The organism is Nitrosospira sp. Nsp14, from assembly GCF_900113575.1.
In the GTDB taxonomy this organism is placed as follows: domain Bacteria; phylum Pseudomonadota; class Gammaproteobacteria; order Burkholderiales; family Nitrosomonadaceae; genus Nitrosospira.
Genome location: NZ_FOPV01000034.1, coordinates 1 through 13,937 on the forward strand (window position 1 = coordinate 1; position 13,937 = coordinate 13,937).

The 13,937-nt window shown below is 50.3% G+C and carries 12 protein-coding genes and 3 tRNA genes; 9 read left to right on the forward strand and 6 right to left on the reverse strand.

What is annotated here, in order from left to right:
• Positions 1 to 403: 403 nt before the first annotated feature.
• The gene (locus tag BM022_RS14670; protein ID WP_091140492.1) at positions 404 to 1,000 is read left to right on the forward strand and encodes a hypothetical protein; all 597 of its coding nucleotides are present in this window, start codon (positions 404 to 406) and stop codon (positions 998 to 1,000) included.
• A gap of 142 nt (positions 1,001 to 1,142) precedes the next feature.
• Here the strand turns inward: BM022_RS14670 and BM022_RS14675 are convergent, their stop codons facing one another.
• The 6 genes from BM022_RS14675 to BM022_RS14700 form a co-directional block, all read right to left on the reverse strand.
• Positions 1,143 to 2,333 carry a serine palmitoyltransferase gene (locus BM022_RS14675; protein ID WP_091140494.1) on the reverse strand — a complete coding sequence of 397 codons (1,191 nt, stop codon included), beginning with the start codon at positions 2,331 to 2,333 and terminating at the stop codon, positions 1,143 to 1,145.
• A complete protein-coding gene (locus BM022_RS14680; protein ID WP_091140495.1) occupies positions 2,333 to 2,584 on the reverse strand; it encodes an acyl carrier protein in 252 nt (83 codons plus the stop codon). The genes BM022_RS14675 and BM022_RS14680 overlap by 1 nt, the downstream gene beginning before the upstream one ends.
• 30 nt (positions 2,585 to 2,614) lie before the next feature.
• Positions 2,615 to 3,514: an NAD-dependent epimerase/dehydratase family protein gene (locus BM022_RS14685; protein ID WP_256209215.1), complete on the reverse strand. Its 900-nt coding sequence runs from the start codon at positions 3,512 to 3,514 to the stop codon at positions 2,615 to 2,617.
• 22 nt (positions 3,515 to 3,536) lie between these two features.
• On the reverse strand, positions 3,537 to 5,396 hold the full coding sequence (locus tag BM022_RS14690) for a fatty acyl-AMP ligase (RefSeq protein WP_256209216.1): 1,860 nt from the start codon (positions 5,394 to 5,396) through the stop codon (positions 3,537 to 3,539).
• A 651-nt stretch (positions 5,397 to 6,047) separates the two neighbouring features.
• Positions 6,048 to 6,392 carry a SpoIIAA family protein gene (locus tag BM022_RS14695; protein WP_091140499.1) on the reverse strand — a complete coding sequence of 115 codons (345 nt, stop codon included), beginning with the start codon at positions 6,390 to 6,392 and terminating at the stop codon, positions 6,048 to 6,050.
• A 49-nt stretch (positions 6,393 to 6,441) separates the two neighbouring features.
• Complete coding sequence (locus BM022_RS14700; protein WP_091140500.1) at positions 6,442 to 7,542, reverse strand: aromatic ring-hydroxylating oxygenase subunit alpha; 1,101 nt, start codon at positions 7,540 to 7,542, stop codon at positions 6,442 to 6,444.
• Between the two features lie 235 nt (positions 7,543 to 7,777).
• Here BM022_RS14700 and BM022_RS14705 point away from each other — a divergent pair, with 235 nt between their 5' ends.
• The 8 genes from BM022_RS14705 to BM022_RS14740 all read left to right on the forward strand — a co-directional run bounded on the left by BM022_RS14705 (position 7,778) and on the right by BM022_RS14740 (position 13,734).
• On the forward strand, positions 7,778 to 8,032 hold the full coding sequence (locus BM022_RS14705) for an exodeoxyribonuclease VII small subunit (RefSeq protein WP_091140508.1): 255 nt from the start codon (positions 7,778 to 7,780) through the stop codon (positions 8,030 to 8,032).
• Positions 8,022 to 8,915 carry a polyprenyl synthetase family protein gene (locus tag BM022_RS14710; protein ID WP_091140502.1) on the forward strand — a complete coding sequence of 298 codons (894 nt, stop codon included), beginning with the start codon at positions 8,022 to 8,024 and terminating at the stop codon, positions 8,913 to 8,915. Before BM022_RS14705 ends, BM022_RS14710 begins: the two co-directional genes overlap by 11 nt.
• Before the next feature lie 46 nt (positions 8,916 to 8,961).
• Positions 8,962 to 10,809 (forward strand): 1-deoxy-D-xylulose-5-phosphate synthase, encoded by a 1,848-nt coding sequence (dxs, locus tag BM022_RS14715; protein WP_091140504.1) that lies wholly within the window; start codon positions 8,962 to 8,964, stop codon positions 10,807 to 10,809.
• A 57-nt stretch (positions 10,810 to 10,866) separates the two neighbouring features.
• On the forward strand, positions 10,867 to 11,670 hold the full coding sequence (gene folE2 / locus BM022_RS14720; protein WP_091140510.1) for a GTP cyclohydrolase FolE2: 804 nt from the start codon (positions 10,867 to 10,869) through the stop codon (positions 11,668 to 11,670).
• 128 nt (positions 11,671 to 11,798) lie between these two features.
• Positions 11,799 to 11,875 (forward strand) — tRNA-Pro (locus BM022_RS14725).
• Between the two features lie 37 nt (positions 11,876 to 11,912).
• Positions 11,913 to 11,989 (forward strand) — tRNA-Arg (locus tag BM022_RS14730).
• A 57-nt stretch (positions 11,990 to 12,046) separates the two neighbouring features.
• A tRNA-His gene (locus BM022_RS14735) sits at positions 12,047 to 12,121 on the forward strand.
• A 221-nt stretch (positions 12,122 to 12,342) separates the two neighbouring features.
• Positions 12,343 to 13,734, forward strand: a complete 1,392-nt coding sequence (locus tag BM022_RS14740) for an ApeA N-terminal domain 1-containing protein (protein WP_091140505.1) — start codon at positions 12,343 to 12,345, stop codon at positions 13,732 to 13,734.
• Positions 13,735 to 13,937: the final 203 nt, after the last annotated feature.

Sequence of the window (13,937 nt, forward strand, 5' to 3'; positions counted from 1 at the left end):
CGGCAACGAGGTATGCGCGAATTTCGAATTTTTAGAGATGCCCTAAAGAGCGTAGGCCCGGCAACTATACAGCTTTACAATTTACATGTCCATGGCGCGTCCAGTTCAGTTCAATGCGATTTGGAAGCGCCAAAACAGGCAATAAAAGCACGGAATATCTGGCCAAATTGCGTAGTAAGAACACGCAATGACGCCGGTTTATACCTAATTCTTCCGTCGCAACTTGTATGCCTGCGCGCCAGGCGCGAATTTTAATGCCCACGGCGTTTTCGTCAACGCTTTATCGCAAGGTGAGCTCGGGCATACTCTGTTTCTATTCTCCAATGGTTTGTTATACAATCCGCGATTGTTCCCGCCAATGCTGGGCATACGATTAATTAGCGGATTAGAAACCGGAGGCATCATGGAGAAAACAGTTGAGTGGGTTGCGAGACTGGCATGCGCTACGCTGATAGCAATGACAGCACTGCCCACCCATGCGCAACTAATGCTGGCTCACGAAGGTCATCATTCGGGAGACTGTGCCATTAAGACGGGGGCCTTTCCTGTAGCCTTTAGTGCCTATGAAAAGCCCAAAGGACAGCTACCCCCCACTCATGCATTTTGTGATCATGTTCCGGAACCCGGCGAATTGCATCTCACCGTTGACCTGACGGATCCGGACTCGCGCGAGATCCCCATTGCCGTGCGTCTGGTAATGGAAGGACATGGGGAAGGTGGGCACGAGATTGTGTCTCTGCCCGCCAAGGCGTATCCCTCCGGAAGTATCACCTTTGGGGCGAATCTTGAGGATCTCGGCCAATATGCACTGTTGCTGGAGACCGAGAAAGACGGCAAGATGACCACAGCAGTACGTATCCCGATACACGTCGGAGGCGGGGGCGGTCATGGCAGCCATGGGGGCGGTATTGGTGCGACGGAGATAGCCTTATTAGTGGGGGTGGCAGGCATCGGCGCCTTTCTGTGGTCGCGCCGGCGGCCGAGCGCGAAGGCATCTTAGCGTAACAGTGAGAATTGCAGAACACTGGTGATAGGTTAGTTAGCGGCAACCCGGCGCAAAGAGTTGTAGTAGAGTAAAAATCCGGGTTCGTCTGTTCCGTATTGGCCCGTCGATGGGTCAGCTGCGGAGTAGGCGCGGACGATTAATGTTGAAAAATAGTTTTACGCAACACCGCAAAAGTTTCACCTATAAAATCGATCTGCTCACTACTATGAGCGGCGCTTACGCTGCAACGCACGAGTGATTTTCCTTCGGGCGCGGCAGGCGGTAACATCAGATTGACGTAAATACCGTGTTCGAGCAGGCCCCTCCATAGCGCTATGGCTTCTTGGGGCGTATCCAGTATGGTTGCGATGATCGGGCTGGGTTCGGGGCCGAGCTGATAGCCGAGCTCTTTCAGCCGGGCATAAAGGGTGCGCGCGTTACTCCAGAGCTGTCGCCGCAACTCCACACCTTCACGCAACAACTTGAGCGCTGCTCGGGTCGAGGCGATAGTTGCTGGCGTGGGTGAGGCAGTAAATATATAAGGACGGCTGACATAGCGCAATTGATCAAGTTGAGGATGGTTGCTGACGCAATATCCTCCAATATTGCCGAGACTTTTACTGAAGGTACCAGTGATGAAGTCAACTTGGTCAAGGAGGCCGGTTTCTTCCACAAGGCCCTGACCAGTTTGGCCCAGAACTCCAAGAGAGTGCGCCTCATCCAAAAGGAGCGTACTGTGATAAGTGGTTTTGATCCTCACAATCTCGGCCAGCGGCGTTCGGTCGCCCAGCATACTGTAAATGCCCTCGACTATAATGAGGGCCGAGCGCGAACGATCACCCAGGCGGCGAAGGCGTTTCTCCAAATCCTGGGCATCATTATGCCGAAACCTGATAATCTCAGCGCCACTCAACCGGCATCCATCATAAATACTCGCGTGTGAGTCGCCATCGATCAGGATGACATCTCCCGTTCCGGCCAGACCAGAGATCGTAGCCAGATTAGCCTGGTAACCGGTCGTAAAGACGATGCATGAGTGGCAACGATAAAACTCCGCAAACTCGCGCTCGAGCGCTCGGTGTCCGGAATAGCTACCATTCGCCATGCGAGAACCGGTAGTACCGGTACCTTCGCTATCAATTGCCTTATGAGCTGCTTCCAAGCATTGTGGGGCAAAGGTGAGTCCGAGATAATTGTTCGTGCCCAGAAATAATACGCGGCGATCACCAATTTTTGCTGCAGTCGATGAATAAACCTCTTCTATAGGCGTTCCAAAGACCTCGACCCCTTCTGGCAGGAGAGCCTTTCTTGCGGCAGCAATAGCATCAAGCTTGTCTAGCAGACTCATTATTGTGCGGACTTTATCTGGTGAATCAAGTTTGCGAGTTCGTGAACAGTTTGAACATCCGCAAGAGCATTCAGGGGTACGGAAATATCGAACTCATCTTCGATTTCCATTACCAGATTCAGGAGCTTGACCGAATCGATGGCAAGCTGATTAATGAGATCAGTGTCGGGTGTTATTTCTATCTCAGGTGGACAAAATTGCTTCAAATGCTCGTTCAGCTTCTGCAGGATGTCGTCGTAGTTGCTTGCCATGACTGAATCTCAAGTGGTGGAGTTCTAAAACTATATTGACCGAGGCAAGGCGTCGCGCAGTCGAACGCAAGGTTGCCACTCAGGCAGTGCCCGGGTTAGTGGAGTAATATCGCATACCCAGTCGGGATGTTGAAGCTCTCTCACTTTTCCAGGTGTTAGCATGGGCGAGTAATGCAGCAAACGTGCCGACCATAAATTTATGGTTGCCACCAGTGCGACAAGCGACTCAGGCAGGAAGATACAGCGTACGGGACGACCCCAAACCTCTTGGGCAATGGCGGCAACGGATTCGCTGTCATAGCCTCCTGGCATTCCGTCGTCAAGTTCGTACAGGCCTTGCACAGGAATCGGGGTAGAAATCCAGCACAGCGCGGCCGCAACCAGGTCGCTGACGTGTAATAAGCCAAAACGCATCGATGGCTTTCCGACCATTGGCAACACCCCCCGGCGGGTCGCCTTGAATAAAGGCTTCATTTCTCTATCACCCGGACCATACACGGCAGTGGGACGAAAAATCGTGCGTGGCATTTCCGGCGATTGATGGAGAACCAATAGCTCAGCCATGCGTTTGCTTGTCGCATACCAGGAGAGCTCTGGATGCCTGGCAGCTAGGGAAGAGATAAGTAGAAAGCGAGGCGGGGAGGTTTGCTGGGCCACGGCGTGCAACAGATTACGTGTGCCTTCAACATTGGTATGGACAAAGTCCTCCAGGGAATTTCCCCTAACCTGGCCAGCGCAATGTATGACAGCAGACACATCCTTGACCAACCTTCCCAGCGCATCGGGATTATCTAGATCACCTTCTATCCATTGCGTGGATTCATTATCCGCCCGAGGATATCTGGTCAGGGCCCTGATTTTCCATCCTTGCTCGATCAGGGACTGTAACAGCGCTCGACCAATAAAGCCGGTGGCACCCGTTAGTGCCACCCATGATCCAGACATCGTCCCGTTATTTGTCCCCAGACTCAGCTGATAGCGGGTCTGCCAAACTGGTGCGCTGGATGAAACCCTGACGTGCCGCAAAACGGGATAGTTTTCCGGATGAAGTCCGAGGTAACGTATGGGGAGGCACTAGTTCAACCAGGCAATTCACCCCAAACGCCATATAAACCAGCCGCTGCAGTCGTCCAGTAAGCGATTGTCTATCTGTTACAGATGTTAGACGACACTCTATGACCAAAACAATCGTTGTAATATCATTGGCATCGGTTATACCAAAGGCGGAAGCTTCCCGGGTTCTAACTTCGGGCTGCTGTTCAGCAAGTTCCTCGATGTCCTGTGCGCGAATATTGCGTCCATTAACAATAATAACATCCGTCCGGCGTCCGGTAACGTATAGATCGCTCTCAAAAACAAAACCAAGATCGCCCGTGTCCAACCAATTACCGGGTTTCAACGTCTTTTCGGTATCTTCAGGGTTATTATAGTACCCGGTCATGATACTACTGCCTTGCACCAGTACGCTTCCTACCCTCAGATCGGGCAACTCCAGCCCGGCATCATCAACAACCTTTACCGTGTGACCAGGCAACGGGCGTCCACAGTTCACAAACTCGCTAAATTTTCTTCCCTCTGCCTGTAGTCGAACCGCCATTTTCTTGTCAACCAGCGTCCCAGCATCAACGCGCAGACTGTCAAAGCCCTCACCAATCTGAGAAAAAGTTACCGCGAGCGTCGACTCCGCCAACCCATAGCACGGAAGAAAAGCGCGTGCGTCGAAGCCGGCAGGGGCAAATTTTTCCGCAAAGTTTCGCAAGGTATCAGGACGAATCATCTCCGCGCCGACCCCTGCCGCACGCCAGCTGCTCAGATCAAGATCTTCCAAATCCGAATCGCGAACGCGCAGGGTGCAAAGCTTGAGACCAAACGGCTGACTGAACGCGACGGTCGCACGATTTCGGCTAATCAACCGCAACCATTGGAGCGGCCTAATTGCGAAATCCCGGGTGGCCAGATAGTCAACGGAGACTTGAGCGACCATTGGCGCCATCACCATGCCGACCAGTCCCATATCGTGGTAAAAGGGTAGCCACGACGCGCACCGGTCACCAGAACGTATCTCCAACCCATGACGGACAATCCCTTGGAGATTGCTCATCAGGGCGCGCTCTGTAATAACTACTCCCCGCGGAAGACGCGTGCTTCCGGACGTGAATTGCAAATACGCTATTTCGTCGGGGTCATTTGACTGCAACGCCATATCGGAAACCGAAAAATCACCGAGCTGTTCTGGAGTACCGAACCAGCGCAATAATTGCGATCCTTCGGCAGCCTCTCGCAGAAAGCCAACATAATCCGCATTCGCTATGGCGGCGCTTGCCTGGCCAGCCTCCAGCATCCCGCGAAGTTGTTGAACATATACGGCATGACTGCCAAGGTTGACCGGCACCGGCATCGCATAAGGAATCAGTCCCGCATAACGGCAGGCAAAAAATAATTCGACAAATTCGGGGCTGGTATCGGCAATAATGGCGACGCGCTCGCCGCGTGCCAGCCCAAGTCCGGTAAGGCGCTGCGCAGAAATACGTGCATTTTGACGTAAAGCGTCATACGAAAGGACCGACCGCAGATTCCCCTTGGCGTCGTAAAAGTTATAACCGGCGATTCCGGAAGCTGCATATTCCAACGCAGCGGTCAAGGTTTCAAAGTCAGCCAATCTCTGAACTTGAGTGTTATAGGTCGGCGTTGGCGTTATCGATAGATCTGATTCGCTTGATAATCGAGGGTTAAACGCTTGCGGTAGCGGAGCGTTCAACTTCGCTATTGTTGAACTCAAGGTCTTCCCCTCCAAATTAATGGTACTAGTCATCTTTTTATAATGTAAAGGATTCCGTCAAACCAACATTAACTCTGGTCGCAATCATTACTGCTTGGCTCAAAATACTTGGATCGAGAAAGCCGGACTAGGGAAACATTAAACAAGTAATAATTTAACTAATTGTCGAGCTAAATATTACGTTAGGTCACATGCTTGCAACACAACATTATGCGCATGCCCATGTAACCTATAAGTAGCGGAAGATAATGTTTTTTCCCGAATGGGAAATGACAAAAAAAATAACCTTGGAACTCTTCCTTATGGGGTTGCATGAGCGACAGGTTCCATTCTGTACGAGTTATCGATCAATATAAAGAAATTTTGGAGAACGAACCAAAAATGTGTAGCTTTTTTGCAACAGTTACGAACCTGTCACGCATTTCCCTATTGATGGTTCGTACACCCGAATCATCGGGATTGAATTCCAGCTTGGTGGGATCTCATCAATTCGGTGTTCCCACTTGCCCATTCGAAGAATCACCATTGACGTTTCTTCGTTTATTGCGCATTGGTTCGAGCACGGAAAAATTCCATGCCACCCTCGCTTGAGCACCGGTGAGGACAGGAGATTGCAATATTCCAGGGAGAGGTTACAAGGGCAGACAAACGAGCGCCAGTATCAGATACTTGCTCAGAGATTCCTTAACCTTCTAGCCATGCGTTCGCATCCACATAATTGCTGAAGACTCTGATGTCAGCGGCAACGAACAGATTGAAAACCCATGCTGCCCAGGCTCGCCACTGATTATCGGTGATAATCGCGATGCGCCTGAAATCGTTGCCGTGCTCGCGGATGAATTTGATATCCTCCCACGCGACGTCCACCGTATAGTCCAGCATGTCGCGCCAGTCAAAAAGCACATCCACCTTCTTATCGCCTCGGGATTTGTAGAGCACCTGCTCTTCGAATTCCTTGAAATCCGCTAAGGTGAATTCACCAAAAACAGCGACGCTAATCAGATTGTCGGCTTCTTGAATGGTAATCATGGATCAATCTCAACGAGGGTATATGCGTCGGTTCTGTCGGTCATTACCATTATAGGAGATGGGGTTCAAGTTCACGTCGCAGAAATTTATGAAAGTGTATCATGCCATCTTCCATCGGCGACTGATATGGACCCGTTTCGTTCACCCCCTGCTCATACAGAGCGCGGCGTCCCTCGCTCATTAGCGTGCAGATTTCGTCATCTTCAACTGCTGTTTCATGGTAGGCGGCCTGTTCCGCCTCGATGAATTCCCGTTCAAACAAAGCGATCTCTTCAGGGTAATAAAATTCCACCACATTAACGCACTGCTCTGGTCCCGTGGGATGGAGCGTGCTGATAACCAGCACATGAGGATACCATTCCAGCATTACGTTGGGATAATAAAGCATCCATATCGCGCCCTGCTGCGGCACGGCTCCCGAAGTTTGGCGCAAGAGTTGCTCTTGCCACTTGGCGTAGACCGATGTGCCAGGACGCGCGAGACCATGGCTAACTCCGACGGTCTGGACGTTGTACCACTCGCCAAATTCCCATCGCAGTTCATTGGTATTTACGAAGTTGCCCAAACCCGGGTGGTATGGTTCGACGTGATAATCTTCCAGATACACTTCAATAAACGTTTTCCAATTGCAAGCATATTTTTCGACCTGCACTCGTTCAAGTACATGCCCCGAAAAATCAAAATCCTTGAGAACGCCTAACTGCCCCAGATCGCGCGCGACATTCCGCCTGCCTCCGAATAGGAGCCCGTTCCAGTTCTGTAATCGCGCGCTGCCGAGATTAAGGCAGGGATTTTCGGCAAAGTGGGGAGCTCCCAGCAATTTCCCGGTTAAATCATAAGTCCAGCGATGTATCGGGCAAACAATATTTCTCGTATTGCCGCGTCCCTTCAGCAGCAAAGATTGCCGATGGCGGCAAACATTAGACAATAGTTCGATACCAGCATGGTTGCGGACCAGCATCTTGGCATTGCTCATCCATTCAGGCACATAGTAATCGCCGATGTTCGGAACCATAATCTCATGGCCGACATAGCCGGGACCAGCGTCAAACAAGAGGCGTTTTTCTAAATCAAGAATATCGGGATCGAGATACCAGGCAACGGGGAGTTGCGTCGGTGTGAGCTGGGAAACATCAACTAATTGGGACATGTCGGTTACGTTACACCTTTCGAGGAGCGAAAAAGACAGTTGGCTTACGAAAAGCCTCAAGAAGTGGAATAAGCTTAACAGAAACAGCGCGCTCTCTATTCTAGAAAGCCTATAATTCGGACTAAGAGGGCACAGTCTGGGGAAAGTTTCATGGATTTAATTGACCAATGCCAGCTAATTGCGTTATTTTTGCAGTTTCCTGGCAATTCGTATCATTCGTAACACCATGCTTATCATGACAAACCCCTCCAACCCCGTCAAATTTTTGCCTCCGGCGAGCTTCGAAACTGCCCTGGCCGAACTTGAAAGCATCGTGGGCGAAATGGAAGCAGGGCAATTGCCGCTGGAAGATTCCCTTCTGGCACATAAGCGAGGCATGGAACTGCTACAATATTGTCAATCCAAGCTTCAGGATGCGCAACAACAGGTGCGACTACTTGAGGCTGATACATTGAAAAACTTCTCCCCGTCCGGTATTGATGATCGCTGATTTCCAGGATTGGGCGAGAAGCCGTCAGGACCGCATCGAAGCTTCCCTACAGCTCCTGCTCCCCCCGTCGAATATCCCCCCTGAGCGTTTGCACGACGCCATGCGCTACACTGTGTTAGGTGGCGGGAAGCGGGTACGTCCCTTACTCGCTTTTGCTGCAGGAGAGCTGAGCGACGCGTCTGAAGAGCGAGTAACGATCGCCGGGGCTGCCGTAGAACTGATTCATGCCTATTCGTTAGTTCACGACGATCTCCCGTGTATGGATAACGACGTGCTGCGGCGCGGTAAGCCGACGTGCCATATCGAATACGGCGAAGCCATCGCATTGCTTGCGGGAGACAGTTTACAGAGCCTGGCTTTTCAATTGCTGGCTGAGCATACCGTGGCCGATGTCCCGCAAATTCAACTGGAAATGATAAAACGGCTGGCACAAGCGGCAGGCTCGCGCGGCATGGCTGGCGGTCAAGCCGTCGACCTCGCCAGCGTTGGGGCAACGTTGAGTCTGCCGGAGCTAGAGTTTATGCATATTCATAAGACTGGAGCGCTTATTCGGGCTGCGGTCATGCTGGGTGCGTATTGCGGGAGCGGCTTGAAAGAGAGTGAGTTAATGAACCTTGACCACTTCGCCAAACGTATCGGGCTGGCATTTCAGGTAGTTGATGATGTGCTCGATGCAGAAGCGAGCACCGCGACTTTAGGTAAAACTGCGGGCAAGGACGCCGAAAATAATAAACCAACATATGTGAGTATCCTCGGGCGCGGTCAGGCACGTGATCTGGCAGAAGGGTTGCGACGCGATGCGTATCAGGCATTGGAAGGTTTTGGCGAAAAGGCAGACCGGTTGCGGCAGGTTACCGACTTCATTATCCAGCGCGAATTTTAAGCTGGCATTTCCAAGGTAAAGAATATTTCCATTCTCCAAGGTTTAAATGTACCCATTGCTAGATAACGTCACCGACCCTTCCAAGTTGCGTTTGCTGGAACGCAAGGTATTGCCGCAGCTGGCTGATGAGCTACGGCAATTCCTGGTTGAGTCCGTAGCCAAAACTGGGGGACACTTGTCGTCCAATCTTGGCACGGTTGAGTTGACCATAGCCCTGCATTATGTATTCAACACGCCATACGATCGCTTGGTATGGGATGTCGGCCATCAGACTTATGCCCACAAGATCCTCACCGGCCGCCGCGAGGGCATGAGCAGGTTGCGTATGCATGGCGGTATTGCTGGTTTCCCACGAAGGGATGAAAGTGAATACGATGCCTTTGGTACAGCTCACTCCAGCACGTCGATCAGTGCTGCCTTGGGAATGGCGGTTGCGTCCCAGCGCGAGGGTAAGAACCGGTGCGTGGTTGCGGTAATCGGCGACGGCGCCATGAGCGCCGGCATGGCATTCGAAGCTCTGAATAATGCCGGTGCCATGAACACTAATCTGCTGGTGATTCTGAACGACAACGACATGTCTATTTCACCCCCTGTAGGGGCGCTCAACAATTATCTCGCAAAGCTCATGTCAGGGCAGTTTTATGCCACCGCCCGTCGTGCTGGTGAAAAGATGCTGGGTGTGGTTCCACCTGTGCTCGAACTCGCCAAGCGCGCCGAAGAGCATGTCAAAGGCATGGTAACGCCCAGCACGTTGTTTGAAGAGTTCGGTTTCAACTATATCGGTCCTATCGATGGGCATGATCTGGATGTCCTTGTAAGCACGCTTAACAACATCAAGCATCTGGATGGTCCACAGTTCCTTCACATCGTAACCCGCAAAGGCGCGGGTTACCAGGCGGCGGAAGAGGACCCCATTCTTTATCACGGCGTAACCAAATTTAATCCAGAAGCGGGCATCATTCCCAAAGCTTCAACCAAACCTCCCTACACCCAGATTTTCGGCGACTGGCTGTGTGACATGGCGGCGCTGGATCAGCGTCTGGTTGGGATTACTCCGGCAATGCGTGAGGGGTCGGGTTTAGTAAGGTTCTCGCAGGAATATCCGGACCGCTATTTTGACGTGGGAATCGCCGAGCAGCATGCGGTAACGTTCGCAGCGGGTCTGGCATGCGACGGAATGAAGCCGGTAGTGGCCATTTATTCAACGTTTTTGCAAAGGGCGTACGACCAGCTGATACACGACGTGGCTATCCAGAACCTTCCCGTGGTGTTTGCCATCGACCGGGCGGGATTAGTTGGGGCAGACGGGCCTACTCATGCCGGCAGTTTTGATTTGACCTATCTGCGTTGTATTCCGAATATGACAGTGATGGCGCCTGCGGATGAGGATGAATGCCGACAAATGCTCTACACGGCCTTTCACATGGACACACCCACTGCGGTACGTTACCCCCGGGGAGTGGGAACGGGCGTGACCCCGCAAAAGCAAATGCGAATGCTTCCCATCGGCCGTGGCGAGATTCGGCGCGAGGGAGAAAAAATCGCTCTGCTGGCGTTCGGCAGTATGCTCAAGCCTTGCCTTGAAGCGGCCGATGAATTAAATGCTACTGTCGTCAACATGCGTTTTGTTAAACCGCTCGACAATGACCTGATCGCTTCTCTCGCGCTGCGCCACGAAGTATTGGTAACGGTTGAGGAGAATACCATCTTGGGCGGGGCCGGCAGCGCAGTAATCGAATCACTCGCAAGTGCGGGTGTCAAAATTCCGGTGCTGCAATTGGGCCTGCCGGATACATTTATCGATCAGGGTGACCCCTCCCAAATGCTGGCTGATTGCGGGTTGGATAAAACATCTATCGTTAACTCGGTGAAAGCCCGATTCATCGAAGGTTAACTCAACGTTTGCGGCATGGTGTTGAATGCTTGCCAAGCCGCATTTCCAGATCACTGCATGAACGACGTTAATATTCCGGTTGCGGACGTACAAGGCGCCCTCGATAGTCGCCGCATCGCCATTAATAAGGCAGGCATTAAATCGATTCGCCATCCTGTCAAAATTATCGACAAGGGACGGCGGGCGCAGCATGTCATTGCCACATTCGACATGCATGCTAGCTTATCCCATCGACTCAAGGGCGTGCATATGTCACGTTTTGTAGAGATATTAAATAGCAGTACTCGCATCATCTCCGTGAAATCATTCGAGAGCGTCGTAAATGCGGTGGTACGGAAGCTGGAAACAGAATCCGGTGGGGTAGAAATGACCTTCCCTTATTTCATGAGCAAAGCTGCGCCTATTACCGGCATAAGCAGCCTGATGGATTATCAGGTAACTTTCACCGGCAAGATTCATGAAGGAGCCTACTACTTCACCTTGAAAGTGGTAGTCCCAGTAACGAGCTTGTGCCCGTGTTCCAAGCAGGTGTCGGCATATGGCGCGCACAATCAGCGCTCTCATATGTCCATATCTGTGTGTCCCAATAGTTCTATATGGATCGAAGATTTGATAAAGTTGGCCGAGGATCAGGCATCGTGCGAAGTCTATGGGCTACTCAAGCGTACAGACGAGAAGTACGTTACTGAAAAGGCCTACGATAATCCAAAGTTTGTGGAGGACGTCGTGCGTGATGTTGCCGCAGCGTTGAATCGCGACGTACGGATAGATGCCTACGTGGTGGAGTCGGAAAACTTTGAATCCATCCATAATCATTCGGCCTACGCGGTTATTGAGCGGAATAAGTTGCAAAATCCCTGAGAGGAGTTTTGCTGCTTCGGTTCCCCCTTAATTCCAGTCCGGCAAAGCCAATGTCGTGACGCGCTGTTACATGCAGTCGAAGCAGGGCAAATTGACCTTTCATGACCGGAAAGGTATTATCCGCCTTCCGGGGTGTAGCGTAGCCTGGTAGCGCGCCTGGTTTGGGACCAGGATGTCGGGAGTTCAAATCTCTCCACCCCGACCATTCATGCTAGTCCGGGGAGCGATATCCGATTTGAGTGGTGCCCGTAGCTCAACCGGATAGAGCACCAGCCTTCTAAGCTGGGGGTTACAGGTTCGATTCCTGTCGGGCACGCCATGACGTTTTTGCTGAATGGCCGCCTGCATTTAATGTTGTAGTTTCTCTCTTCAAACGGTGGCTGTAGCTCAGTGGTAGAGTCCCGGATTGTGATTCCGGTTGTCGTGGGTTCGATCCCCATCAGCCACCCCAATATTTACAATGACTTACATTACATTGCGGCTCCTTTCTTAATTCCTTCTGGGCCTCATCTTAGACAATTGTCTAAGATAACTCCCTATCGTTCGGTTTACCCGATCTCACTTATCCCCTAACGGGGTGTCCGCGAACCATCATTCATCCGACAGAAAAAAGTTGTATTTTTGCCCACTGCTGAACTCAAATATTAGATTCGAGCAAATAGGGATTCCGCATTGAGAATTAAAGAAGAAATTAAACGACTGGGCCATTTTTGGCTTCCGTCTGCTCCCGATAGGAAGATAACGGGAACGCTTTCGATTTCGGATGGCGGAAATATTGGCCTGGAATTGACGGGAGTGTTCGAGGAAAATGAAATAGAAGCACTCGAAAACTATAATTTGAAAAGAATCGTTGGGCAGATTGAACACGTCGGATATATGACTCTTGAGGATTGCTCTTATAGAGCTACAGTCTCACCTTTCGGGGGCGGTGTATCAAGAGCATCAGTGTCTGCAAGTACCATTTTTATAGGTGTTGGATATAATGAAGCCGCCGATCCCGTTTTTAACACTCTCGCTTTTTCGGTAGAGGGAATTGACGAATGGGTCGGATTAAGCGGAATCAAGGTTGATTACCAGCACGAGCGTCCTAGTGCAGCAATATCCTACCAACCCCCTGAAGAGATTTTACTCAACCTCAACAATGATATGAGGTTGTTGATAACGTTCAAATGGTACCTTCCAAGCTCGCAGAATGCGTGGGAGGCAAAAATAACTCAAAAGACTTATTTCAAACTAATCTCAACTGTGGAAAGAAAATTAGACGACTTCATTGCTGTCGCCCACAATCTTACAACCTTTCTGTGTTTCGCCGTTGATGAAACCGTATGCTTGAATAGTCTGACAGCAACTTCAGATAATCTCCGTTTCAATATTAATGATACTGAAACAGCGCCAGCTCAAATAGGAATTTATTACCGAAGCCTCCCCTACTCTAAGGATGAGCCCAAGATTAATCCGAGGCAGATGCTATTTAGGTTCGATCAAATTCGAAATGATGTCGAAAGAATAATTAATAACTGGATAAAAGCTTATGACCAAATTGATTCTGCGCTCAACTTGTATTTTTCAACCAAGACTGGAGCCCAACAATACCTAGATAGAAAATTCTTGGCATTAGCACAAGGTTTAGAAACATTTCACAGAAGAACATCTGATGAAAAATTAATGGATGAATCTCAATTCAAAGAGCTAGTTGCAATTATCGTCGATCAGTGCCCAAAAGAACATCAGGCGTGGCTCGAAGGAAGATTGCAGCACGGTAATGAAATATCTTTGACACGGAGACTCAAAAGCATTATTGAGCCCTTCAAAGCGGATATTGGAACAAGTCGACAACGTTGCAAGTTAATAACGAATATCGTGGATGTCAGGAATTATCTGACCCACTTCGATGAGTCTTTGAAAGAAAAAATGGTTCACGGCAGGAATTTATTGTTGCTGTATGTAAAAATGGAAGCGATTTTTCAACTGAATTTACTTCAAGTATTAGGCTTCAATCACCAAGAAATAAAATCCATCCTTAAGAATAGTTACAAACTGAAACAGAAACTCAGCGAAAGCTAGGAAATCGTAAGTTGAATCTCATATTGTTCGTTACTCCAATATAGAGTACTAAAAACTAGCGTAGCGGAGTTACTTGTCAACGCCGGTTTAAAACTGACCCACTTTTTGGTTATTTGGCCGGAATAAAACTGACCCACCCGGACATTTAATTTTACTAAGCCTTGACCTTTACATGCCCGGCTTTGCGTTTATCCTTGAGCCGG

Coding starts and splice junctions, on each gene's coding strand:
- BM022_RS14670 (WP_091140492.1), top strand. CDS start 404: ATGGAGAAAACAGTTGAGTGGGTTGCGAGACTGGCATGCGCTACGCTG.
- BM022_RS14675 (WP_091140494.1), bottom strand. CDS start 2,333: ATGAGTCTGCTAGACAAGCTTGATGCTATTGCTGCCGCAAGAAAGGCT.
- BM022_RS14680 (WP_091140495.1), bottom strand. CDS start 2,584: ATGGCAAGCAACTACGACGACATCCTGCAGAAGCTGAACGAGCATTTG.
- BM022_RS14690 (WP_256209216.1), bottom strand. CDS start 5,396: ATGACTAGTACCATTAATTTGGAGGGGAAGACCTTGAGTTCAACAATA.
- BM022_RS14695 (WP_091140499.1), bottom strand. CDS start 6,392: ATGATTACCATTCAAGAAGCCGACAATCTGATTAGCGTCGCTGTTTTT.
- BM022_RS14700 (WP_091140500.1), bottom strand. CDS start 7,542: ATGTCCCAATTAGTTGATGTTTCCCAGCTCACACCGACGCAACTCCCC.
- BM022_RS14705 (WP_091140508.1), top strand. CDS start 7,778: ATGACAAACCCCTCCAACCCCGTCAAATTTTTGCCTCCGGCGAGCTTC.
- BM022_RS14710 (WP_091140502.1), top strand. CDS start 8,022: ATGATCGCTGATTTCCAGGATTGGGCGAGAAGCCGTCAGGACCGCATC.
- dxs (WP_091140504.1), top strand. CDS start 8,962: ATGTACCCATTGCTAGATAACGTCACCGACCCTTCCAAGTTGCGTTTG.
- folE2 (WP_091140510.1), top strand. CDS start 10,867: ATGAACGACGTTAATATTCCGGTTGCGGACGTACAAGGCGCCCTCGAT.